Consider the following 24,511-nt stretch of genomic DNA (forward strand, 5'->3'; position numbering starts at 1 on the left):
CACGACCGCGATCTAAATGCGAGTTTCAATATACTAAAGGAAGTTCAACGACTCCTTTCAACCGTCGGTGCGACGGGGCTAGCCTAATCATTTGAACGAACCGTTAGGTTCGTGCTCTTAGGAATCCTCCAACTTCAAGGAGCGTCAGCGAGTAAGTGGGGGTAGTTCAATGCGTTGTAAACAAACAAAAAACCACTAGCCTCTGAGGCAGCGGTTTGTAAGCATTCACCCTTCTTATTTTCTCACTCTAATTCGCACTTCGCTCAGAAGCTCATTCTCATTAGCAGTAATAAACGCATCTACAATCTGACGAATAAGAAAAGGGCCTTCAATATGGTAACCTCTTTTTTTCACATACTCTAATAATTCCTCATAGAGAGAAGGTTTAATACTATTTCTAGTATAAAGAGTCGCATACATTCCTTCTTTGAATATCACTGTGCGATCAGCGTCGATTTCCATTTCTTCTTCAATGATGCTGTACACCCCTTTATACTCAGATGTATTTTCAGCTTCCAGGTTTTCCACGGGTCTGATCAAACCAATCTGCCCCGCCAAATTACTAGGAAGGCAATTCATCTCGATTCTATTTCGCACAATGGTAGGTACATCGTCGCTGGATTGAAATTTGCCTTCAATTTCTACGAGTTTTGTTTCAGAAAAATATTGAATTCTTGATTGGTTTATAAATTTTGTCTGGGCTGCTTGCTGTAATGCTTGAACTTTTCTATGAAGCTGTTTATTCCTGCTGGCCAGGTCATTGATTTTATCACGATTGACCTGCTCCTGTTTTTTCAACCCATTTATATAGTCATTTAACGTACGGTCAATCATTTCCGACGTAAGCACTGTCTTTGGTTCTCCATTTGAAGAAAAGGGTTTTATAGGAATGTTATAGTATTCTGACCTATGATCTATCCTGCGTTTCTCCACAATTCCACCCCGCTTTTACGTTATCATTCTCTTTCTCTACTATATCCATAAACTAGTATGATCTATACGGCTTTTACCCAGAAAACATCAAATATTTACAATTCATAACACCGTCAGTAATTTAGCCCATCTATCCTTAAATAACAGGCTTTGTTAACCTTCCATGTTGATGTTAAAGTTAAGCTCCCGATGCTGTAAGACTTGGTCAGGAATATTGGTTATGAGGAAGATCCTTCTGGGGACGATTATGCCAGCCTCATCCCATATTGTAACGGACTCAATTTATCCCGAAATCGAGTCTTACAGTATCCGGAGCTAAGATCAACCATATTGTTAAAAAAGCCAATTAAAAAACCAACAGCTCCCTTGCATAAAGGGGTGTTGGTTGATTCCTAACCGTATAACCGGCAGGTACATTTATAGTATTGGAGAAAGCAGTCTTGCAATAGCTTCCTTGAAGCGAATCCATTTGGAGCGCGACTGGTATAACTTATTTGTAAGTTCTGTAGATTCGGTTAAATCTTCATGAAAACGATCACTTAAAGCCTTGGCAATATCCGGATGGTACACAAAAGCATTAGCTTCAAAGTTCAAACGAAAACTTCGCACGTCAATATTAGCGGTACCCACAGAAGCAATATTTCCATCTACCACAATAGTCTTTGCATGCAAGAAACCTTTTTGATAAATATAAATTCTGGCGCCCGCATTAAGCATATCCCCAATATTAGAAAATGTGGCCCAATAAACAAATGGATGGTCTGGCTTATTTGGGATCATTATTCGAACATCCACGCCTGAAAGCACCGCTATTCTTAGAGCATCGAGAAGACTGTCATCTGGTATAAAATAAGGGGTCTGGACATACACATACTCTTTTGCCGATAAGATCATTTTAATATATCCATGTTTAATTTGTTCCCATTCTGAGTCAGGTCCGCTGGAAACGATCTGGACTCCTGTGTTTCCCTTCGGCTCTGCCTGGAAATACCGATCTTCATAAACGATGTCTTTTCTTGAAGCCTGGTTCCAGTCGAGGATAAACCTTGTCTGCATATTATTAACAGCATTCCCTTCGACCCTGAGGTGGGTGTCCCTCCAGTAACCGAACCTTTTGTTAAATCCTAAATACTCATCTCCAATATTAAATCCACCAATATAACCAATCTTACCGTCTATTATGGCTAATTTACGATGATTTCGGTAATTAATTTTCAAATTTACTTTAGGAATGAAGGAAGGAAAAAAGGATTCTACTTCCACCCCAGCTTCCCTGAGCCTTCGTACAAACTTTCTTTTAAGTAATCTCGATCCCATATCATCATATAGAAGCTTTACTTCTACATTCTCCTGAGCTTTTCTTATCAATACGTCAGCGAGACGGGTGCCCAGTTTGTCATCCCGGACGATATAATAAAGTAAGTGAACGTGGTCTTGGGCACTTTCAATATCCTGGATCAAAGCGTGGAACTTTTTTTGTCCATCAGTAAATACTTCTACTTCATTATTGTCTGAATAAAGAGCATCATTATTTTTTAAATGTAAGTAAATAAGATCTTCGTAAGGTACAATATCCGGATGGTTAATCTCTAATCGATCTTCTTTTATAGCTTGCAGCTGATCCTGAACAGCTGCTAATAAACCTAATCGGCTTTTCTTATCCCACGTAAATATTTCTTTATGGCTTAACCGCCTTCCAAAAATCAAATAAAAAATGAACCCTGCTATAGGTAAAAACAGCAGTACCATCAACCAGGCCCATGTGGCACTTGCATCCCTGCGCTCTAAAAAGATGATGGCTAAGGCCAGGAGTACGTTTAAACCTAATATAGTACTTAAAATATATGGGATGATATTCACCTGGTTCACCTACCTTTTTTCGTCAAAACCACTGTTCATCAACTATATCATATTTAGATTTATAAACTACACAAAAAAGAGGTATGCTGATTACACTCTAAGCATACCTCTTTTCTTTGTACATCCACATTAATTTTTCATCAAAATGCCCGCTTTCCATAAAGCATCTTCAGCTTCATCAAGTGCTTCCTTGCTGTCTGCTGAGATTGTATGGGTATGGACGCCATCGGTTAGCTCCAACAGAAATGAGGCATTCGTAGAGTGGACCTCGTCAATGAATTTCTTAACATCACGCCGATTTGAGATTCTTAGTTGAGCAGTTAAATCTCCGTAAATGGGGTGCTCTACTACAACTTCATACACGTGCACTCCATGATCTACAAGAATATTAAGTTCCTCTTCCGTTTGCTCAGCGTTATGCTGACAGACAATTGTCCTTTGATAAGCCAAACTTTCCTTGTTATCCGTCATATACATGTAGCCTTGACTAGTGGCTACTATAGGTTCATTTCTTGCTTTAAGTAATGAAACGTCCCCTACAATCACTTGCCTTGTAACGTTCATCTCTTCCGCAAGAGAACTACCAGTAATTGGCTCCCTTGCTTGCTTCAATAAGGATAAAATATGCTCTCTTCTCTCACTTGCTTTCATTTTCTTAGAGGATGGACTCATATAGACGGCTCCTTCATGCAATCTTCGTTTTCTTATTGTAGCATAAGTTAAACTTGCGATGGTAGAGCTTAAAAATTATGAAAGTTTAAAGCCGCTCAGCTTCCATTGTTCAATAGAAAAGCTGCTCTCTCCGAGCGAAGTGAACAGAATATCTTCCTCTTCAGGCTGCGGGAAGATCCTGGAGGTGAAGACTTCCTCCCCATTATTCACAAAAATCTCAAGAGAAGATTGATCAATAAATAAATGGAGATTTCTCAGACCTTCTGGAAGCTTAACTCTGCGGAATTCCGTTTTCTCCCTGTCTTCCAGATGCGGTCTTGATAAGGTAAGGATTCCATCTTTATAACTAATAGCAGCGTATTGAAATAATTCTACAGCAAACTGATTTTCAATCCTATCAAATTCGAGATTCAACTCTGTTGCTCTGCCTCCAATTCCCCGGACGGCTTTTTGATCATTTTCAATCGTAATAGAGGAATGGATCAACGCTGGTCCTCTCATATCTTTCAGCTCATTCACTGGCTGCTGGATAATTTGCTTCCCGTTCCAGCTCAGCTCCCTTGGCAATGTCATACAATGAACCCACTGCTTTTCTACGGTAGGGTGTGCTTGCTCATACTGATCGGGTACGCCCATCCACCCTATAAGAATGCGACGTCCCTGCTCATCCAAAGTTGTCTGAGGAGCGTAAAATTCAAAACCACGGTCGAGTTCACGGAAAGGACCATGTTCAAGATGGGGCTGTTCATAATTTAATTTCCCAGCAAAATATCCACTCTGATAAGTATTGGCATAATTCATTCCTTCCTCCTCTAAACCTTGAGGAGATACCATTAATATATCCTGATCTTCAAGCTGGAAAATATCCGGGCATTCCCACATATAACCGAATTCACCAAGGTTGTTTTCCAAACTTCCTGTAACAGGGCCGAGGTGCTTCCAGTCGTATAAATTTTCTGATTGGAATAAGACAGCCTTTCCTTGAAGATCTTTACTTTGAGCTCCAATTACCATGTACCAGTAATTCCCATTTTTCCACACTTTAGGGTCTCTAAAGTGGGCTGTGTACCCTTCTGGAAGCTCAGCAATTACTCCCTGCTTTTCAAAGTTAACGCCATCATCTGACACGGCGAGACATTGATAAGCCTCACGATTTCCTTCTTCATCCTTCACATTCCCTGTATAGAATAAGTATAGCCGATCATTGTGAGAAACTGCACTGCCTGAGTAGACTCCATTTTTGTCATACCAGTCAGATGGGGTTAGAGCAATATCTTCATGCACCCAGTTAACAAAGTCTTTCGAAGTGTAATGCCCCCAAAATTTCGCTCCGTGGCCTGTATCAAACGGCATCCACTGATAAAACAAGTGATACGTACCCTTCCATTGAATAAAACCGTTGGGGTCATTAAGAAGACCCACCGGCGGCATGTGATGGAAAAGGAGACGATATGGATCGGATGCCACTTCTTCTTTATACTTATCTATTTCTTCTGCTGCTGCCTGGCGCAGTTCCTGATCTCTTTCAGCCATCAAAAAATCCTCCTATTTCAAGTAATCCTCAACTTCATTTCTTGTAGGTAATGCGGTCATTGCTCCTTTTGTTGAAGCAGCCAGAGCTCCGGATACGCTAGCAAAACGAGTGATGACTTCCAATTCTTCCAACGACAATTGTTCAACTGTTCCGTGCTCACTCAGTTGGTATAACAAGCCGGAAACAAAAGCATCTCCCGCTCCTGTGGTATCTACCGATTCGACTTTCATAGCAGGGACCTGAATATGACCTTCCGATGTATAAACGTGACTTCCAAGTGCCCCAAGCGTTACGTAAAGGACTGGAATATGATAATTTTGTAATTGCTTTACACCCGTTTCAATATCAGATTCTCCAGTTAAAAACTCTAATTCTTCTTCAGATATTTTAACGATATCTGCTTCACCCATCATAGACAGAATGATTTCTCTTGCTTTTTCTTCTGAACTCCATAATCCCAGTCGTAAATTTGGATCATAGGAAACGATTAATCCTTTATCTCTCGCCTGCTTTACCGCAGTTTTTGTTGCTGTTTTGGAAGGTTCATCTATCATAGAGATTGAACCAAAGTGAAGAACATTGTGGTTATCAAACATCGCTTCATCAACTTCCGACTCTTCAAGAAAACGATCAGCACTTGGATTAATATAAAAATCAAAACTACGTTCGCCTGCCTGACCCAGTGTAACAAAAACCACGCCAGTACGTGTATCTTTCGTTAAGTACATATACTCTGTACTGACTCCATAGTCTTCCAGTGTCTTCTTCAGGAACTTACCCAGTACATCGTCCCCGACTTTACCTAGAAATGTAGATTTAGCTCCTAAACGGGCCAACCCCACGGCAACGTTTGCGGGCGCTCCCCCAGGGCTCTTCTGAAAGTTAATGTTTTCATTATCTAATGGGATGAAATCAATTAAAGCTTCTCCAAGAGTAATAACACCTTTATTCAATATAAGCACGTCCTTTCTATATATATAAAGATCAGGTTCTATTATTACTTCCCTGATCCAATCTGTTAACTATTATACCTTTAACCCTGCGTGCCTTTCCATTCTCTCGCTAATAAAATGCGGTATATTAATGAAAAAACCTAAAGCGAAAGGCTTTAGGTTTTAGGCGGGGCGATTATTTTGTTTGAAGTGTTGCAATTTTCGTTTCCCCTGCATTTGCAGAGTCAGAATAAGATGGATCGAAGCTCTCAACTGCATCATCAAAATTCGTAATGATTACTGGAGTAATGGAACTTTTAGCTTTTTCCTCTACAAGTTGAGGATCAAAGGTAATGAGGTGATCCCCGGCATTCACTTTGTCACCAGTTTTCACATGGCCTTCGAAGCCTTCACCTTCCATACTAACGGTTTCCAGTCCAATATGAACCAGTACTTCCACACCTGATTTCGTTTTAATTCCAACTGCGTGGTTCGTAGGGAAAATTTGTACGATCTCCCCGCTGATTGGACTGACCACTTTTCCATCTGTAGGTTGAATGGCAACGCCATCACCCATCATACGCTGGCTAAATACAGGATCATCCACTTCATCTAAAGAAACAACTTTTCCGTTCAAAGGAGCAACTAATTGTTCTTCTACACTTTTTTTACCAAATAAATTCTTTAACAATATCTTCACCCTTTCTTTACTCAATAAAAATGCTTTCTCATTATACCTTTGGTAGTCTTCTATTGAAAGTGAAGCTAATTGTATTTTTCCCTAGATTACTATCAATAAACTCATCATTTGGTTTTATTCAAAAAAAGCTTTATTAACCTTTCTTCTAAATTTTTCATACCAGACTTATTAAACAATAGGGCCGGATTGTGGAAGACTCAGTTTCGAGATATCGGGTTACAGTGAAGTGCCTGCGGGGGGCATCCAATGTGTTCAGAATGTTATCTCTTTCTCGTAATATTGCTTTACTCCAAAGAGATTCGAGACATAATTATCGCAAGGTCCAGAGGGGGACCATGAAGACTCCTGTGGGATGAACATGATCGATAAGATCACGGAAGGCTTGTAGCGTTACCACGTGAATGACCTGCTATAGAAGCATTTGAGGCCGATGTACCATGTCTCCTTTTTCCTATAGAAGGGTCCATTCGCCAGATATCGCTGGGTGGGTTGGGAAATGACGAGACTCCCGTGGGAGAAGGAGCTAGGCGAGACCCCACAGGGAGTGATAACGACCGAGGAGGCTTGCCAGTTCCCCCACAGGAAAGCGAGTTATTTCCAAACCCACCCTAGCCTTATTGCCATAACGGACCCCATATATCTCGAAATCAAGTCTTCAAGTAATGGGAGCTTATGGGGGAGATAGATATGGCGATTTTAAACCATAACGGATTATTATGTCCGTTTCATTTTCCTGCCCCTGCCTTCAAAGCCTGCTCTAAGTCCTCCCAAATGTCTTCTACAGATTCCAGTCCTACAGATAATCGAATGAGGTTATCTCCAATCCCCATTTTCTTCCTTTCTTCTTCAGGAACCACTGCATGAGTCATAGATGCGGGATGTTGGATAAGTGTTTCTGCATCTCCTAGACTTACAGCGATCTTGATCAATTTTAGTTGATCCATGATGTGGTGCGCTTCCTCTTTTCCACCTTCAATATCAAAAGCAAGCACTCCTCCTCCGTCCTCCATCTGTCCTTGCAGATCATGACCTTCGGTGTCAGGATAATAAACATCCTTCACTAAAGGATGATGTCTTAAATATTTGGCAATCTTACCGGCGTTTGAACTATGCCGGTCCATACGGATATGAAGGGTCTTTAAGCCTCGGATCAGAAGCCAGGCATCAAACGGAGACAGCACCCCACCTATATCCTTCTGTTCGTTCATTGCTAATTCTTCCATAAAGTCTTTTTTTCCTATTACAAGCCCGGCAATCACGTCTCCGTGACCACCTAGATATTTGGTAGCACTATGAATAACGATATCGCAGCCTAACTCTAGCGGCCGTTGCAAGTAGGGTGTACAAAAAGTGTTGTCGACTACTACAGGTATATTGTATTCTCCGGCTACTTTGGCAACCATCTGTAAGTCAATTACTTTCATCGTTGGATTGATAGGGGTCTCAATAAATATGCAGGTGGTAGAGTCAGTAATTCTCTCTCTCAACTCCTCTTCTGTCCTCATAAAGCTGAAATCATGCTGAATATTATATTTTTCTTTAAGTGTTGTCAGTAAACCATACGTGCATCCATATAGTCCATTGGAACATAGGATGTGGTCATTTGCTTTTGTTAAGGCAATAAGAACCGCAGAAACTGCTGCCATCCCTGAAGCAAAAGCCAATCCTTTTTCTCCACCCTCAAGCACCGCCATTCTTTCTTCTAGCGCTTTTACAGTAGGATTTCCAAGTCGTGTGTAGATATAGCCCTCTTCTTCTCCTGAAAAACGACGTTCCCCTTCAGAAGCGGTTTGAAATGAAAAAGTGGATGTTTGGAATATAGGCATGGTTAAACTTCTTAAAAACTCATCTGAATGCTTGCCTCCATGGATCATGGAGGTCTCCATACGCTTGTCTTTCCTATTCATTTTTGCTCCCTCTCTTTCTATAACTTTTAGCCATATAATTGTAAGCGTTTTCAATTTATTCTAACAAAAAGGAAGGTGTTTCGCCCTCCTCCTTAGTTACTATATTTCCATCTTCCCTAAAGGGTGTTCATTTACTGTCTTTTCATCTTCGGTTTCAGAAAAGTGTTCCTGATACAATCGATCTGCCCAGGCGATCGCCTGACCGTATATTTCAAATATTTCACTAAAATCAATCCCTAATTCCTCCATTGAATGATCAAGAATTTCAAATTCAGCCGTCTCCATGGCTATCGCTATATCTAGAATACTTCTGTATAAGTTCCGCTCCCCATTCAAGGCACTTTTTATTTCTGCATCAAGCGGCAGGGACTGAATTGCTTCTGAAGTTGTCTGCTTCGTTCCTACGTCCACCAATGACAGAAACCCAGTCAAGAAAAATCCATCTGATCGTGTGCCAGCACGCAGCTTGATTGCGACCTGCTCACACATTTTTGCTCGAAGTAAGCTCGTTTTGACCAAAAATTGAGAAGCAGTGGAAGCAGCCCTTTCCGTTTGTTCGATAGAAAGCACATACAGCCATTTTTTCAAAGCATCCGTTCCTAAAAGCATTACGGCCTGTTTTATTGACTGGATAGGCACATTGGAATGCTGATAGTTGGAGGAATTGATCAGCCGTAATAATTTATAAGTAAGAGCCAGGTCCTGCTCTAATATATCAACCACTTTGTCTACATCTACTTCTCTGCCTGAGACAGATAGTTCCTCGATAATCTGGAAATAAGTCGCTGTAAAAAAAGGGATATCTACTCCTGAGACGACATGAGGCTTACTATAGTAAAAACCTTGAAAGAGCTCAAAGCCCTCCAAGACACAAGCTTGGTGCTCCTCTCTCGTCTCTACTTTTTCAGCCAACAGTGTAAGATTATATGTTTTTGCTAAATGGATAATTTCATGACGTTGTTTTGGAGAGACCGAGCGAATATCTACTTTAATAATATCTATATAACGAAGCAGATGGAGATTTGAGAGCTGTTCCAGGGAGACTACATCATCCAGAGCAATGGTATACCCTTGTTCTTTTAAATCACGACATTCTTCTACGAGGTGATCTGAAAAGGAAACATCCTCCAAAATCTCTACAATTAATTGGGCAGGGTTAAAATGCTTGGGGATCTGGTCCAACAGTAATTTTTCCGTGAAGTTAATAAAACAAGGTTTATTTTGGGAAAGTCGATCCAGTCCTATGGTCAAGAAGCTGTTAACTAAAACCTCTGTCGTCGCTCGACTGGCATCGATCGCAGTGAACCGATTAACGTGACTATCACGGTACAAAAGTTCATAAGCATACACTTCTTCATTTAACTTCAAGATTGGCTGCCGTGCCACGAAAACTTCCATCGGCTTTCTTCCCTTCTTCAACACTTGAGAACAATACGTTAAGTATACTACACCCCTCCAGTCATTGTAATAATGGTATGGGAAAAAATACATGAAATACGAGAAGAAGGAAACACTGAAATCAAAGACTTCTTCAGGAGGGAAAACATGGATAAACAACAATGGACAAAGCCACAACCAATGTGGCTGGAAGATACATCGCTACCTTCATTTGATGAACTAAAAGAAGATACGTCTACAGATGTCGCTGTAATTGGTGGAGGCATCACTGGAATTACAACTGCTTATTTATTAGCTAAACAAGGAAAGCAAGTTATATTACTCGATTCTGATCACTTGTTACACGGTACAACAGGTCATACTACAGCTAAAATTACTGCCCAGCATGGGTTGATATATTATGAATTAATGAAGCATTTCGGTACTGAAGAAGCCTCTCTCTACTATCAAGCTCAAATGAGTGCTTTTTCCTTAATTGAAGAATTGATTCATAAATATGACATCGACTGTGATTGGAAAAAGGAAGATGCCCTTTTATATGCCACTACAAATAAAGGAGCGCTTAAGCTTGACCAGGAGTATGAAGCTTACAACAAACTAGGAATCGAAGGATCCCTTATTGAGTCGCTTCCTTTTGATGTAGAAGCCAAAAAAGCTCTAGTTATGCACAATCAGGCTCGTTTTCATCCCCTAAAATACTTAGCCGCTTTAGTAGAAGAGTTTATCAAGTTAGGTGGAGAAATTTACGAAAACACTAAAGCTACTGACCTTAAAGAAGGACCTAAGCTTAAAGTTCAAACGGGTTCCGGTGCAACGGTCACCTGTGACAAAGCAGTTTCCTGCAGTCACTTCCCCTTCTATGACGGGAAAGGATTTTATTTCAGCCGTATGTATGCAGAGCGATCCTACCTCATGGCTATCGAACCAGAACGTGAAATACCTGATGGCATGTACCTTTCTGTAGACGAACCAAAGCGAACCATTCGTACAGCTGAATACAATGGCAAACCAATTTTACTTGTAGGAGGCGAAAGCCACAAAACAGGGATGGGAGTGAATACATCCTTCCATTACAACGCGATTGAAGAGTTTGCTGCTCAGACCTTTGGAATTAAGAAGAAATTATTCCAATGGTCTGCTCAAGATTTGACGACGCTAGATAAAGTTCCTTACATTGGACCCATTACCCGACGAAACGATCGCGTGTTCATAGCTACCGGTTTTAGAAAATGGGGTATGACGAATGGAACGCTTGCCGCTCAGCTTATTTCTCAATCTGTTGAAGGCGAGGATTCATTGTTTCACTCTCTGTTCAAACCGTCACGGTTCAAAACAGATCCTAGTATGAAACAATTTCTTTCCCAGAATTTTGATGTCGCAGTCCACCTTGTGGAAGGGAAGCTCGAGCTTGTTGCAGACCGACCTCAAAACCTGAAAAAAGGAGAAGGATTGGTCGTTCAATGGAAAGGCGAACGTGCAGGAGCTTTTAAAGATGAAGAAGACCATATACACCTTCTGGATACGACATGCACTCACATGGGGTGCGAAGTGGAATGGAATGATGCGGAACGTACTTGGGACTGCCCTTGCCACGGCTCAAGATTCTCTTTTGATGGAACAGTTGTGGAAGGTCCGGCTGACCAGCCGCTTATGAAAATCGCTTTTCCTTCTCCTGAGCAGCAGCAAATCACCTCTGATGAGATTAACGCCGAAGAAGAACAACCGGATCAGCCATAATGTCAAAGCGCTGCCTGAAAGGAGGCAGCGCTTTTCTATTTTTCCAGTATAAAGGGTGGTATAATATAAAAGTTGGAAAAGTTTATCAAATTCATCTGGAATAATCATAGAGAGGATCTTTTCTGTATGATCAGCGATCAAAAATTAGGCATTCTTTATACAGCAGGAGCTTATATTTTATGGGGGTTTCTGCCCATCTACTGGAAACTGATTCAGCAAATCCCCGCATTTGAAATTCTCGCCCACCGGATTGTATGGTCTTTCGTTTTCATGGCATTCCTCGTCTTAGCCATCAATAAACGGAAACAATTTATGAAGGAGCTCCGTGCCATCATAAATAAAAAAATCCGACTGGTCGGCATTACGCTCGCTTCCATAACCATCAGTATCAACTGGGTCACTTACATATGGGCAGTAAATACCGATCATGTCGTTGAAGCCAGTCTCGGCTATTATATAAACCCGCTTGTCAGCATTCTTCTAGGAATGATTGTATTAAAAGAAACCTTTTCAAGAGCTCAGTGGCTTGCTTTTTTCCTTGCCGGATGCGGTGTATTGTTTATGACCGTCAACTTCGGTTCCGTCCCCTGGATTGCCTTGCTGCTTGCTTTTAGTTTTGGTTCTTATGGATTACTGAAAAAATTAGTTCCCCTTAATGCCATGTATGGACTAACCATTGAAACCCTTATCGTGTCACCGGTTGCGTTCATCTATCTCTTAAACCAGCAAAGCGGTCAATGGATGCAGGTAGACTTGCTTTCCCTTACCAGCCTGCTTGTGTTCGGAGCTGGAATTGTCACGGCAATCCCTTTATTGCTGTTCTCAGCAGGAGCGAAGCGCATTCCTCTTTCCATGGTTGGCTTTCTACAGTATTTTGCTCCGACCATTATGCTGATCATCGGTGTTTTCTTATACAACGAGCCATTTACTGAAGTTCATGCTATATCGTTCACCCTTATATGGGCCGGTCTTGCAGTTTACACAGTGACTCGCATGAAGCGACTGAAAAAATATGAAGCAAAAGCGAGTTAATTAAAGGCTTTGGTAAAATTTAGTGTTGGTGTTTCATTTGAGGCTTATTACACAATAGGGCCGGTTAGTTGAAGACTCAGTTTCGAGATATTTTGTAGAGAAAGGGGCTCCAGGGAACGACTCGCTTTCCGCGGCCCTGCACGACGCAGGGTCGTTCGACGTTGCCACAGGACGTGGCGACCTTAGTCGAACATCCCTTGTGGTGAGCTTCCTCAGCTTCGCCTTCCGGGATCTCACCGATCATGTTCATCCCGCAGGAGTCTTCGCCGTTCCCTTCCGCCCCTTTGCGATCATGGAGAGCTCGAAGTTCTCTGCATAAACACCTTCCCATGAACAAGGATCATCTATAATCCACCTTGATTTTTACTGTCTGTTTACGTGTAGGAACCCTGTTATAGAAGCATTTGAGGCAGATACAGCTTGACCCATGTCTTCTATAGCAGGGTCCGTTCACGAGATATCGTTGGGGTGGCGGAGGAAACGACGAGACTCCCGCGGGAGAAGGAGCGAGGCGAGACCCCACAAGGAGTGTTAACGACTGAGGAGGCTTGCCAGTCCCCCGCAGGAAAGCGAGTTGTTTCCGTAGCCGCCCCATCCTTTTTTGGCAATGGACCCGAGTTATCTCGAAACTGAGTCTTCAAGTATCGGGAGCTTTACCTTTAAAGGACGCGGAAGTTTAAATGAACCAATTAAAAAAGACGGTACCTTAAATTTGCAGGTGCCGTCCTTTTTTATGATTACTCATATGGCTTACCAGCTGAAATAAGCAGCGGCATCTTTCCCTGATAAGTAAGCACTCTCCAGGCGGGTACGCTTAGCTTCATCATTTTCTCTAAGAAATGCATCTCCCGCAGCTACAAGTGTGCCTTCACCAGATAGATCTAAATAGGAAGATTGAATCACATTTTTCGCCTGAGCGTAACGCCAGCGTTTTAACTGTTCGGATTCGAGGTCTTTCCAATCTAAATAGGAAGCTGCCTTTTCTTTAATTAAAGAAAGTACATAGTCTTCCCCGTAGTATTTCCTGGACCAGTCTGATTTCATGTAGATACTGACAGTGGTTTCCTTTGAAATCCCTTTTTTCTCATGGTCCACCATTCGTTCCATTCCTTCTGGAAGGTCGGTATCTATATGACCATCCTCAGGAAGATTGGTAGGATGATTGAACTGATAAATCCCTACATAAGTCGGTTCAAACACAACTTTCTTCAACTGTTTATATACAGAAGGATCCACACGTACTTCGCTGTCTTTTAACAGCTCAATTATTTGAGGAACAGGCATAGTCAGCAGCACTTTTTCTGACTGCCACTCGTTCCCATTCTCATCATATAATCGAAACCCACTTGTATTCTGGACAATTCGGGTCACTGTGGTATGTAGTGACGTTGGAATGCCTTTAGCCAGGTGTTTAGCCAGACTGTTCATACCGTCTACAGCTGTATAACGAGGGTACTCTTCACCAAACCATTGCTTAATCCACCCTTGATCCAGCCAACCCTGGACATCTTCTTCAAACTCCTTCGTTCTTACAGTAAAAAATTGCGCACCATGATCGGCTTTTCCACCTGCTACTCGTCTTGTGGCAAGCCTTCCTCCAACACTCTTGCTTTTATCAACTAAAAGGAGATCTTTTCTCCCTTGTTTCAAAAACCGATTGGCAGCTGTGATTCCAGAGAAGCCCGCGCCCACAATCGTAATCTCATAGTTATTCATTCTTCCACCTCCATGTCTATTATAATTAATTTTCCACAAATATATATAAAGAACACATCCGAAATATATTCGGAGATGTTCTTATTCTAACAGAAATTGTTTATACTTCTTTAACCTTTTTATTTTTGCTGAAATCACATAGCCGTTCATAAGCCAATGGTATGATTAAAAGGATTAACAATAGAGAGTTGGCTTAACTATCAATAACAGACTTTTCAAGCTCTGGACTGTAAACGGTCAAATCAACTTTCTAGTAGACTAATTTCCATCGACCACCCCAAATTCTTACTCTTCCTCGAATGGGTATAAGCCATATGGAACATACATCTGAACCTGTAACTCTCTTTCTCGCACGCAACAACATTTAAACCACGTTCAACCAACACCTCTTAATATCAACATTTCTAATTCCCTCTTTTAAGCCACTGAGACTTTCAGGAAGAAATACGTTAAAATTAAGTCGGAATACAAAACATAGTTCAAGCGGCTCTAGTATCTCCTCAGAACCTGTCATTTTGATTGAAGGTATTTATACAAAGATAGATTTCACTGGTCTCCTCCTAAGTTGTTAAGGAGCCAGTTAACGCTGGACGAAAAATCGTTTCGTTTTTTCTATAACTATTCAAATTCATATACAATTACAAACCCGCAAAACAGGTAAGGAGCAGTGAAAATGGATCAAAAATCAATTCATATTATAGAACAATCAATAAAGTTGTTTGCAAAAAAAGGATTTAGCTCAACTTCCGTTCAAGAAATCGCTAATGAATGCGGCATTTCAAAAGGGGCTTTTTATTTACACTTTAAATCAAAAGATGCTCTTTTACTGGAAATATTTAATTATTACTTTCAAAATATCCAGAAGAAGACGGATGCTATCCAGTCCCTTGATTTAGAACCAAGAGCTAAGTTCACGAAACAAATGACTGTTACATTTCAGGAAATTGCAGAACACAGAGAGTTTATTATCATGCAAATCAGAGAGCAGGCTATCCCTTTTAATGACAATATAGAAGCTTTTCTCACTCAGATGCGCTTCAATTCATATTTGTTTTACAAAAGGCATCTGCTTTCCATTTACGGTAAGGAAATCGATTCGGTTATTTGGGAAGTAAGTCTTCTGCTTCAAGGCATATTTAAAGCATTTTTAGATTTAATAATTATTGAGAACGTCCAAATGGATGTAGAAGAGTTATCTCACGCTATGTTGAGGCGAATGGATTTTATCGTGGAGGGGTTCAAACATAGCGGGGACCAGCCGATCATAACTGAAGAACTTATGAGCGGGCTTATTCCTAAGGAGTTTTTCCATCATGAACTAGATGAAATTATAGATACCCTCGTTCAATTGCGAGAATCTTCAGAAGGGGACATTGAAGTAACCATTTCCGTTCTGCTGGATGAAATACAAAAAATGGAGCCCCGCCCGGCTATTCTAAAAGGGATGTTAGCCAATTTAGAAGGGCTGCAATCCTATCAGGGCATTGCAGGCCAAATCCGAACATTTTTTCAACTGTAACTTCTTCTTCCTATACGAAAAGACGCCTTCAGTTCAGAAGGCGTCTCTTATTAATTACTTTCAAATGCTTCTGCTTCAACCACTTCATCAAGCACCGGATATACAGATTCCACACCGTCTTCAGCAACGGAACAAGCTACTCCGAGCGGGGTTTTCCAAAAGGACTCGGGAATATAAGGATTTTTAAGTCCTGCCGGTTGAAATAGAGCGCGGTAAATGCGCGACAGATGTTGACTGGTTTCTTGTGGTTCCCTTTCTCTTTCACCACGAGCCAAAAGAAAAACATAGCGCATGGACTGAAACAAATTGTCACCAGGCATAAATGTGTATTCCTTAAAAAATTTCAATTGTTTCAGAGAGTCCTCTTTTAAACCAGACTTTACGGCAAGATCGTCCAGATGCTCATGCAGATGGTTATATACTTGCTGAAATATCCGTCGTTTCTCATCCTGCATAACTTTATCCGTGTAAATTTCCTGCAACTTTTCATAAGCCTTATCTTTTGTCCAGCTCACTATTGCATCACCTCATTTTATTAATTTTTCTCTCTATTTTCCTTCTCATATCCAAATTGACCTGCTTCGAGTTCAATCGATTGATATAAGAGTGGAATATCCCCAGAGTCTTCTTTCAAATGATCAGCGATTTTAGGAACAAGCTTGTTCCACACCATAGGGTTTGCGGCCATGGCTTGAAACAAGGCCATTTCATTACTCGTCCAGCTTCGTAAGCTTTGAATATAATTAAGGGTTAACTGAAACCCGGGAAGCAGCTGAGCATCTCTCTTTTCCTGAAAGATTCGCATGACTTCTTCCCAGCTTTCGCCTTCTTCATAAAGCTGAACAGACTCGGCTAAAAGAAAAGCCTGCATAAATGCGTCATTGATACCAAGACCTGTACTAGGATCTTTACTGTGCCCCGCATCCCCAATGAGCGCCCATCCCTTACCGTAGGCCTGTCTAAAGAAATTCGGCATGCCGGAGGTGCCTATAATTTTACCTTGTAAAGAAGCGCCTTCTAAACGTCTTTCCATTCCATAAAGCTGTTTATACATAGATTCAAAGTTTACTTGCGGATCCTTCATCATCGTTTTAAATTCATCTGGATGCACTTCTAGCCCAAGACAATCTCTTCCTTCCTCCATTGGAAAAAGAAAGCCAATCCTCCCTTCGTGGAGAAATATTTCTGTGACAGGCTCGACAAGCGGCTTGACTCCATTATAATAACCGTAAAGAACGGGTCGCAATGCTCCTTGATTATGATACTTCTCTGCCCCTGTCCACTTTGCAATATTGGAATATTTACCATCCGCTCCCACCACTAAGTCTCCATAATAGGAAGAAGATCCCCCTTGTTTATGGTCCACAGAAACTCCGACTACCTTATCACCTTCCCATAAAAGATTACTGACGTTGGTGGCTGGTTGAAAGTAAACATCCTTATATTTTTCCGCTTCTTCTAGAAGAACGTGATCTAAATGATCGCGTTTAGGAATGATCGTATAGGAAGACCTAGGTCCTTCCACAAAACTCTGCCCAATGTATGTACGCATTCGGTTAATCTGCCTTAGACCATTCGCTTCCACCTTACCCAGCACCCCCAACTTTTTTAGATACTCTATATGTGACATATGGTGGGTAGAAAGTGTATCACTGGGAAAGGAATTTTTATCAAGAAGTAAGACGCTTTTTCCAAGCTTGGATAGTTCGATGGCCAGGCTTGAACCCGCTACTCTGGCACCTACTATGATGACATCAAATCGATCGTTCATTTTTCAACTCACCTTTAAAAAGTTATTTATTATATCGTAACGGATTTACCTCTGCAAACTCTAGTTTCAGCTTTTGAGTAAAACGTATTTTTTGAACAAGGTAGAGAGTGAGATGAAAAAAAGAGGAAACAAGACAGCGCTTATTTCCTTTATCTGTGCCCATTATATTAAGGCAGCTCATTGCCTGCGGCAGTATATAGTTCATACCATTCTTGTCTGGTTAATTCAATATCAGAAGCCTTAGCTATATCTCTCATACGCTCTGTATTCATCGTGCCAACTACAGGCTGAATATTAGCTGGATGGCGCAGGATCCAAGCAATAGCGATAGCTGAATCTGTCACCCCATACTTTTCAGCCAGATCTTTCAGCTTGGCATTGACTTGTGGAAATTCCTTATTCCCAACGAATGGACCTTCTATCATGCCGTGTTGAAACGGGGACCAGGCCTGGATGGATATATCATTTAAACGGCAGTACTCTATGACGCCGCCATCACGCATAATAGCTGGATCGTTTTGCATATTTACATTGAAACCAGCATCAATCATGGGGGTATGTACTATACTTAACTGCATCTGATTCACAATCAAATCTTCCTTCAAATACTTTTTCAATAGTTCAATCTGCATTGGATTTTGATTACTCACACCAAAATAGCGTACCTTCCCGCTTTCTTTTAATTCCGTGAAGGCTTCAGCCACTTCTTCAGGTTCAAACAAAGCATCTGGCCGGTGAAGCAATAAACTGTCAATATAATCTGTTTTCAGACGTTTCAGGCTGCCTTCCACAGATTCAAGAATGTGATCTTTGGAGAAATCAAAATATCCATCGCGAATGCCGCATTTGGTCTGCAGTTTCATTTTTTCACGAACATCATCGTTCATATCGATAGCCTCTGCAAACACAGATTCGGATTCACCTGATCCGTAAATATCTGCGTGGTCAAACAAATCCACGCCGGTGTCCATGGCATTTTCAATTACATACCGAGCATCTTTCTTTTCTAATTTATTAATCCTCATACAGCCTAAAGAAATTTCCCCAACTTCTAATTCGCTGTTACCAAGCTTCAGCTTTTTCAAACTCCCACCTCTTCCTCATTGAATGGTTCTATCCTAACATTATATTGAAAATAAAGTAATTGAAAACGCTTGATTGTAGAACGAGCATTGCAAAGAAAAAAACCCCAATCTAAGAAAAAATAGAGCGGGGTTTTCGTCTTCATTCGTTTAATTTTTTTCTTCAATTGGTTCATCAAATAAATCCGTAAACTTAGCAACATTTTCGTAGCTGAATTCAAACGCCATTCTTACTTCGCCAAAGCCAGGCTGAAAGAAGTAGCCTTGCACTTCATAACTGCTTTTGTTCTCCCTGACCTTAGTTAGGTGAAAATAGCGCTGGATATATTGAGCCATTTCTTCCAGTTTCTTGTTCCGTACCTTTATCCATTGTTCTTTTAGCTCATCTGTTGGAAAGTCCGATTCCTTTAACATTTGATCACTCCTCTACGGAAATCAAAGCTCTGAAACTGTATATAATCATTATAATATAAGAGCTTACCGATATTTTCAACTGCTATTCAGTAATAAAACTTAGATAAAGTCATGCATTTACCTTTTATTATGGTTAACACACAAAAAAAGAGGGGCAAACAGGATAGGAATAAAACAGCTACGTTAACTATCCTTAAAACGAAGAGAAGTAATGAACTTATCCCTTCTGCACTTTAGATAGAAAAGGACGCTCGTTATGCCAGCTCACATCCACGTCCAGATCAAAAAATCTGGAGAGCTGCTGGCTGGTAATCATCTTAGTTGTTTCGCCAGCATTGAAAACCTCTCCCTCTTTAAGCAGTAAAGTCTTGTGAAAAACAGGAAGAATTTCTTCAACATGATGCGTTACGTAAATCATTGTGGGAGCATTAGGTTTCTTTGTGATCTCTTCAATAGATTCGAGTAATTTCTCCCTTGCTATAAAATCTAGGCCACTTGTAGGCTCATCAAGAATCAGGAGGGAAGGTCCCGCCATGAGTGCTCTAGCAATTAAAACACGCTGTTTTTCCCCGGTTGAAAGAGTTTCATAATTTCGGTTGGCATAGTCAATACACCCAAGGTCTTCAAGTAATGAGATTGCCATTTGCCTCATGGAGTCTGTAGGGGTTTCATAAAGTCCGATAGAAGCAAATGCTCCGCTCAGCACCACTTCAAAAGCATTATCGCCCTGGTGGATCTTCTGCTGAATAGCTGAAGAAACGAACCCAATCTGTTTACGGAGGCGTTCTGCAAGATAAGTCTTCCCAAACTGCATACCTAATACGTTAACCTCTCCCTTTGTTGCAAAGGTGTATGCATTCAGTAAGTTAAGGATGAACGTTTTTCCAGAGCCGTTCAGTCCCAGCAGTACCCAGTGCTCTCCTTCTTCAATATGCCAATTAATATCCTTTAGAATCCATCTGTCTCCTCGTCTCAAAGATACGTTTTCCATCTCCAGCACCATAGATGTGACTCCCTTCTAGCCGCCTACTATTTATATGAATTTATGTACGTATAATACCCTGGCAGGAAATAAATCTCTTTCCTTTCCAGCAAGATCGTTAATTCTTCACCTGACTGAACTTTCTACATAGATAGACGGTTTTCGCAACGGGAATTATATAATCATAATTATTTCAAAATTCTTTGAAAATAACAAGTCACCCCAGTAACACGAAACACCAGAATGACTCCTCCAATTAACATATCCACTGCACGGATCTAATAGATCAAGTTGATGATTTATAATAAAAAGTTTTTGAGCTATAGGGCCGGATACTTGAAGACTCGATTTCGAGATATTCCAGGTCCGTTGCTAATAAAGAGAGTGGCTGACTACGGGAACAACTCGCTTTCCTGCGGGGGAACTGGCAAGCCTCCTCAGTCGTTACCACTCCTTGTGGGGTCTCGCCTAGCTCCTTCTCCCGCGGGAGTCTCGTCGTTCCCTTCGCCAGCCTATGCTTGAAAAGCGAACGGACCCTTCTATAGTCGTTAGAAGGTGCTTGACCCGCCTCAAATGCTTCTATAGCGGGAATTATGACTTTACACGCTCATTGTTAGAAGTTTTATCTCCATCATAAACCGAGCCTCTCAAACAAGATTTCGAGCTCCATATATCGCAAGGGCCGGAGGGGGACGATGTAGACTCCAGTGGGATAAACATGAGCGGTGAGACCCCGGAAGTCGAAGACTGAGGAGGCTCAGCACATGCCCTCGGAAAGCGAAATCGTCCCCCGCAGAACCTAATTCTAACAAAAGTCTCGAAACTGAGTCTTCCAGTAACGGGAGCTTATCTTTAATATGTAACACAAAAATAAAGGAGACACTCAAAAAAAAGACCCCCATTTAGGGAGTCTTCTTTATTAATAACTTCTTTCATCTTCCACTTCGTGGTTCTGATCTAGAATATAGAGCTTGCTTGGTTTGTTTTCTTGAGCCATTTCTTCAGCTTTTGCTACTGCTGTATCACGCTCATCATACAAATCCGTAGGGGCAACATCCTCTATTTTGATCAACCAGCCTGTTACGTCTTTATTTGGTGCAACTGTGTATTCCTTCATGTCTATTCACTCCTTTTACTATACTTGCTAAACCATTCCCACCCCACTGGCATTTCAAACGTATTCGAATTTTGCACAAATAGTTTGACAATTAAGCATAAAACACTTTATAATTCCATACAAGTTAATGAATAGCTGAATATTATAAAAACTCTTATCGAGAGTGGCAGAGGGACTAGGCCCTGTGACGCCCGGCAACCTTCAAGTAGATACTTGAAAAGGTGCTAATTCCTACAGATCTATGGATCTGGAAGATAAGTGGAGGAACTGATTGCTACGCCCTCTTCTTACTTAAGAAGGGGGCTTTTAAATTTTTTTGAATAATGATGAAATATAAATTTAGGGAGGATTATTGATGACATTACCTTTTCACAAATTTGGACCTGAAACTTTATTACTTCACGGAGGCCAGCAACCAGACCCAGCTACTGGATCACGTGCTGTACCAATTTACCAGACCACTTCTTACGTCTTTAATGACACTGACCATGCTCAAAACTTATTTTCATTAGCGGAGCCTGGCAACATTTACACCCGTATCATGAACCCAACCGTCGATGTACTAGAGCAACGCATTGCTTTACTTGAAGATGGCGCTGCTGCAGTAGCTACCGCTTCAGGCATGTCTGCCATTACTATGGCTATCCTCAACATTGCCAGCGCTGGAGATGAAATTGTAGCCTCTTCCCATTTGTATGGAGGAACCTATAACTTGTTCGTTCACACTCTGCCTAAGTACGGGATTACTGTTCATTTTATTGAAGGAACCAGCCCAGAGGATTTCAAGAAAGCTGTTACCCCTAAGACAAAAGCCATTTTTGCCGAAACGATCGGTAACCCAAGCTTAAATGTTCTGGATATTGAAGCTGTGGCTGACGTAGCTCATGAACATCACATTCCTCTTATCATCGATAACACGTTTGCTACTCCTTACATTTGCAAACCGATCAGCTGGGGCGCTGATATTGTCATTCACTCAGCTACAAAGTGGATAGGCGGCCATGGAACGACAATTGGCGGGCTCGTGGTAGACAGTGGACGCTTCAACTGGGATCATGAAAAATTCCCAGGATTCACGGAACCTGATGAAAGTTATCACGGCGTACGCTTTGGTCTTGATGTAGGTCCCGCCGGCTACGCTGTTAAGCTGAGAGTCCAGCTGCTTCGTGACACGGGTGCCTGCTTGAGCCCTCACAATGCATTTTTGCTTCTCCAAGGTCTTGAAACCCTTCATTTGAGAATTACTAAACATTCTGATCAAGCTCTTGAAGTTGCTAAATACCTACAGTCTCATGAAGGTGTGGAATGGGTGAATTTCCCTGGACTCTCTGATCACCCTACTCACCCGCTTACTAAGAAATACTTCAGCTATGGATATGGATCCATCGTCGTCTTCGGAATTAAGGGAGGGCGCGAAGCTGGAAAAAAACTGATTGATCAAGCGAACCTCTGGTCTCACGTCGCCAATGTCGGGGATGCGAAATCACTAATTATTCATCCTGCTTCGACTACTCACCAGCAGCTAAGTGATGAGAATCTTGAAAAATCCGGGGTGACGGAAGAACTAGTCCGTCTGTCTGTTGGGCTTGAATCAATAGAGGATTTAATTGCAGAGCTGGATGCGGGTCTTAAAGAAGCTACTGGTTTCTCAAAACCATACAAAAACTCTAAAACCGTTATAGAAGAAACACTATCGTCATCATTGGACCGTTCGAATAATGAACTGCGTCAAAAAGTTATCGCTATCGTGGGAGCTGTTTCAAACGATGAACTCTCTAACGAGGCTAAGAAGCTTTCACGTTTAGGCTTTCAAGTTGTAGAAATCTCAAGCATTTCAGACCTTCAAGCTTCTTCCCTGCCAGCAGTTGATGTGCTTTATGCAAAAGAACTCGATCAAGATTCTATCAACTCGGCACAAGCGATTAAACCTGGCTTGTTATGGTCAAGAGACTCTGTACCAGAAGTTCAGGATAATCTTGTCACTGGCCTCAGTCTTTATGAATCAATTATAGCGTTACGTTCCGGGCAGTCTTATACGGAAACGCCACTATCTGTCTAAACTGGAAAGGAGGCATGAACATGTCTGTAAAAAATCCCACCAGCTACCAGTTTCCAAATAAAACCATTTCTATCGGCTCTTTTACATTTGAATCTGGAGATCAATTGCCCGATGTAGAACTTGCCTATGAACGATTTGGACCAGCTGGTGCTCCAGCCATTTTAATATGCCATGCGTTAACAGGAAATCAGTATGCGGTTGGTTCCGAGGAGCAGCCCGGCTGGTGGGCCGGATTGATTGGCAGAGGGCTTCCCATTGACACCTCTCAATTTCAGGTCATAACATTTAATGTATTAGGTGGCTGCCACGGGTCTACGGGACCAGCCAGTTTAAACCCGGAAACTGGTGAACCCTACCGATTAAGCTTCCCGCCGGTCACCGTCCGTGATATAGTCCACGCACAACGGAAGGCTTTACATGAACTTGGGATCAACCACCTCCATGCTGTGGCAGGTGGATCTCTCGGAGGCATGCAGGCCTATGAGTGGGGATTGCTCTATCCGACTTTTATGAAGCAGCTTTTTATACTTGCTGCGACACCTTATTTAAGTGACTATGGAATTGCCTTTAATCATATCGGAGCACGTGCCATTAAGGATGACCCCTCATTTAATCATGGAAAATACCCTTCGAACCAACACCTCAAAGGATTTGAAATTGCGAGAATGGCGGGGATGATCACTTACCGGAGCCAAACCCTTTTCCAAAAACGGTTTGACCGGAATCAAAAAGAAGATGCATCCTATGATATCCAGTCTTATCTTGACTATCAGGGGGATAAAATTAAAACTCGCTTTGATGCTAACAGTTACCTATATCTACTCGAAGCTATGAACCACCACGATATCGGCAGGGACCGAGGAGGCTGGAAGCAAGCTTCTCAGCATTACAAAGCGGACGTATACACATTGAGCTTTGAACATGACCTCCTTTATCCGTATGACTTTATTAAACGTTTTAGCGATCATGTCCCAGGAGCTGAACACTTTCACTCCGATACCGACTACGGGCATGACGGGTTTTTAGTAGAGTTCAATGACTGGGCTTCCTGGATTGGAGATAAAATCAACTAATCTCATAATCTCCACACCCAAACCAAAACAAAGCAGCCTGACGATATGATCATCGCAGGCTGCTTTGTTTTGG

Annotated in this window: 20 protein-coding genes and 1 riboswitch; of the genes, 5 read left to right on the forward strand and 15 right to left on the reverse strand. The window is 41.6% G+C overall.

Going from position 1 to position 24,511, the window contains the following annotated elements; all coding sequences use genetic code 11:
* Window positions 1–234 precede the first annotated feature (234 nt).
* From ACTWPM_RS09700 to ACTWPM_RS09735, 8 genes are all read right to left on the reverse strand, one after another.
* Window positions 235–849 (reverse strand): hypothetical protein, encoded by a 615-nt coding sequence (locus tag ACTWPM_RS09700; protein ID WP_443132845.1) that lies wholly within the window; start codon window positions 847–849, stop codon window positions 235–237.
* 501 nt (window positions 850–1,350) lie between these two features.
* Window positions 1,351–2,793: a cardiolipin synthase gene (cls, locus tag ACTWPM_RS09705; RefSeq protein WP_443132846.1), complete on the reverse strand. Its 1,443-nt coding sequence runs from the start codon at window positions 2,791–2,793 to the stop codon at window positions 1,351–1,353.
* A 129-nt stretch (window positions 2,794–2,922) separates the two neighbouring features.
* The gene (locus ACTWPM_RS09710) at window positions 2,923–3,465 is read right to left on the reverse strand and encodes a transcription repressor NadR (RefSeq protein WP_443132847.1); all 543 of its coding nucleotides are present in this window, start codon (window positions 3,463–3,465) and stop codon (window positions 2,923–2,925) included.
* A 75-nt stretch (window positions 3,466–3,540) separates the two neighbouring features.
* Window positions 3,541–4,998 carry a glycoside hydrolase family 32 protein gene (locus ACTWPM_RS09715; protein ID WP_443132848.1) on the reverse strand — a complete coding sequence of 486 codons (1,458 nt, stop codon included), beginning with the start codon at window positions 4,996–4,998 and terminating at the stop codon, window positions 3,541–3,543.
* Between the two features lie 12 nt (window positions 4,999–5,010).
* Entirely contained in the window at window positions 5,011–5,952 is a 942-nt protein-coding gene (locus ACTWPM_RS09720) for an aminoimidazole riboside kinase (RefSeq protein WP_443132849.1), read from the reverse strand.
* 175 nt (window positions 5,953–6,127) lie between these two features.
* Complete coding sequence (locus ACTWPM_RS09725) at window positions 6,128–6,622, reverse strand: PTS sugar transporter subunit IIA (protein ID WP_443132850.1); 495 nt, start codon at window positions 6,620–6,622, stop codon at window positions 6,128–6,130.
* Window positions 6,623–7,356: 734 nt separating this feature from the next.
* Window positions 7,357–8,538 carry a methionine gamma-lyase gene (gene megL, locus ACTWPM_RS09730; RefSeq protein ID WP_443132851.1) on the reverse strand — a complete coding sequence of 394 codons (1,182 nt, stop codon included), beginning with the start codon at window positions 8,536–8,538 and terminating at the stop codon, window positions 7,357–7,359.
* Between the two features lie 99 nt (window positions 8,539–8,637).
* On the reverse strand, window positions 8,638–9,936 hold the full coding sequence (locus ACTWPM_RS09735) for an EAL and HDOD domain-containing protein (RefSeq protein ID WP_443132852.1): 1,299 nt from the start codon (window positions 9,934–9,936) through the stop codon (window positions 8,638–8,640).
* Window positions 9,937–10,083: 147 nt separating this feature from the next.
* Here ACTWPM_RS09735 and ACTWPM_RS09740 point away from each other — a divergent pair, with 147 nt between their 5' ends.
* Complete coding sequence (locus ACTWPM_RS09740) at window positions 10,084–11,673, forward strand: FAD-dependent oxidoreductase (protein WP_443132853.1); 1,590 nt, start codon at window positions 10,084–10,086, stop codon at window positions 11,671–11,673.
* 126 nt (window positions 11,674–11,799) lie between these two features.
* Window positions 11,800–12,705: an EamA family transporter RarD gene (gene rarD, locus ACTWPM_RS09745; RefSeq protein ID WP_443132854.1), complete on the forward strand. Its 906-nt coding sequence runs from the start codon at window positions 11,800–11,802 to the stop codon at window positions 12,703–12,705.
* Between the two features lie 750 nt (window positions 12,706–13,455).
* Here the strand turns inward: rarD and ACTWPM_RS09750 are convergent.
* Window positions 13,456–14,421, reverse strand: a complete 966-nt coding sequence (locus tag ACTWPM_RS09750) for an NAD(P)/FAD-dependent oxidoreductase (protein WP_443132855.1) — start codon at window positions 14,419–14,421, stop codon at window positions 13,456–13,458.
* Window positions 14,422–15,094: 673 nt separating this feature from the next.
* Between ACTWPM_RS09750 and ACTWPM_RS09755 the strand changes: the two genes are divergently transcribed.
* A complete protein-coding gene (locus tag ACTWPM_RS09755) occupies window positions 15,095–15,940 on the forward strand; it encodes a TetR/AcrR family transcriptional regulator (protein WP_443132856.1) in 846 nt (281 codons plus the stop codon).
* Window positions 15,941–15,990: 50 nt separating this feature from the next.
* Here the strand turns inward: ACTWPM_RS09755 and ACTWPM_RS09760 are convergent, their stop codons facing one another.
* The 6 genes from ACTWPM_RS09760 to ACTWPM_RS09785 form a co-directional block, all read right to left on the reverse strand.
* Window positions 15,991–16,455 carry a hypothetical protein gene (locus ACTWPM_RS09760; protein WP_443132857.1) on the reverse strand — a complete coding sequence of 155 codons (465 nt, stop codon included), beginning with the start codon at window positions 16,453–16,455 and terminating at the stop codon, window positions 15,991–15,993.
* A gap of 20 nt (window positions 16,456–16,475) precedes the next feature.
* A complete protein-coding gene (locus tag ACTWPM_RS09765; RefSeq protein WP_443132858.1) occupies window positions 16,476–17,711 on the reverse strand; it encodes an NAD(P)/FAD-dependent oxidoreductase in 1,236 nt (411 codons plus the stop codon).
* Between the two features lie 167 nt (window positions 17,712–17,878).
* A complete protein-coding gene (locus tag ACTWPM_RS09770) occupies window positions 17,879–18,796 on the reverse strand; it encodes an aldo/keto reductase (RefSeq protein WP_443132859.1) in 918 nt (305 codons plus the stop codon).
* A 147-nt stretch (window positions 18,797–18,943) separates the two neighbouring features.
* Window positions 18,944–19,207: a hypothetical protein gene (locus ACTWPM_RS09775; RefSeq protein ID WP_443132860.1), complete on the reverse strand. Its 264-nt coding sequence runs from the start codon at window positions 19,205–19,207 to the stop codon at window positions 18,944–18,946.
* 217 nt (window positions 19,208–19,424) lie between these two features.
* Entirely contained in the window at window positions 19,425–20,210 is a 786-nt protein-coding gene (locus ACTWPM_RS09780; protein ID WP_443132861.1) for an ABC transporter ATP-binding protein, read from the reverse strand.
* A gap of 898 nt (window positions 20,211–21,108) precedes the next feature.
* Window positions 21,109–21,306 carry a DUF2188 domain-containing protein gene (locus ACTWPM_RS09785; protein WP_443132862.1) on the reverse strand — a complete coding sequence of 66 codons (198 nt, stop codon included), beginning with the start codon at window positions 21,304–21,306 and terminating at the stop codon, window positions 21,109–21,111.
* 151 nt (window positions 21,307–21,457) lie between these two features.
* Window positions 21,458–21,567, forward strand: a riboswitch (SAM riboswitch).
* A 94-nt stretch (window positions 21,568–21,661) separates the two neighbouring features.
* Between ACTWPM_RS09785 and ACTWPM_RS09790 the strand changes: the two genes are divergently transcribed.
* The gene (locus ACTWPM_RS09790) at window positions 21,662–23,365 is read left to right on the forward strand and encodes an O-acetylhomoserine aminocarboxypropyltransferase/cysteine synthase family protein (protein WP_443132863.1); all 1,704 of its coding nucleotides are present in this window, start codon (window positions 21,662–21,664) and stop codon (window positions 23,363–23,365) included.
* A 20-nt stretch (window positions 23,366–23,385) separates the two neighbouring features.
* A complete protein-coding gene (gene metX / locus ACTWPM_RS09795) occupies window positions 23,386–24,438 on the forward strand; it encodes a homoserine O-acetyltransferase MetX (RefSeq protein WP_443132864.1) in 1,053 nt (350 codons plus the stop codon).
* Window positions 24,439–24,511: the final 73 nt, after the last annotated feature.

Source organism: Halobacillus sp. K22, from assembly GCF_052246795.1.
Lineage (GTDB): Bacteria > Bacillota > Bacilli > Bacillales > Halobacillaceae > Halobacillus.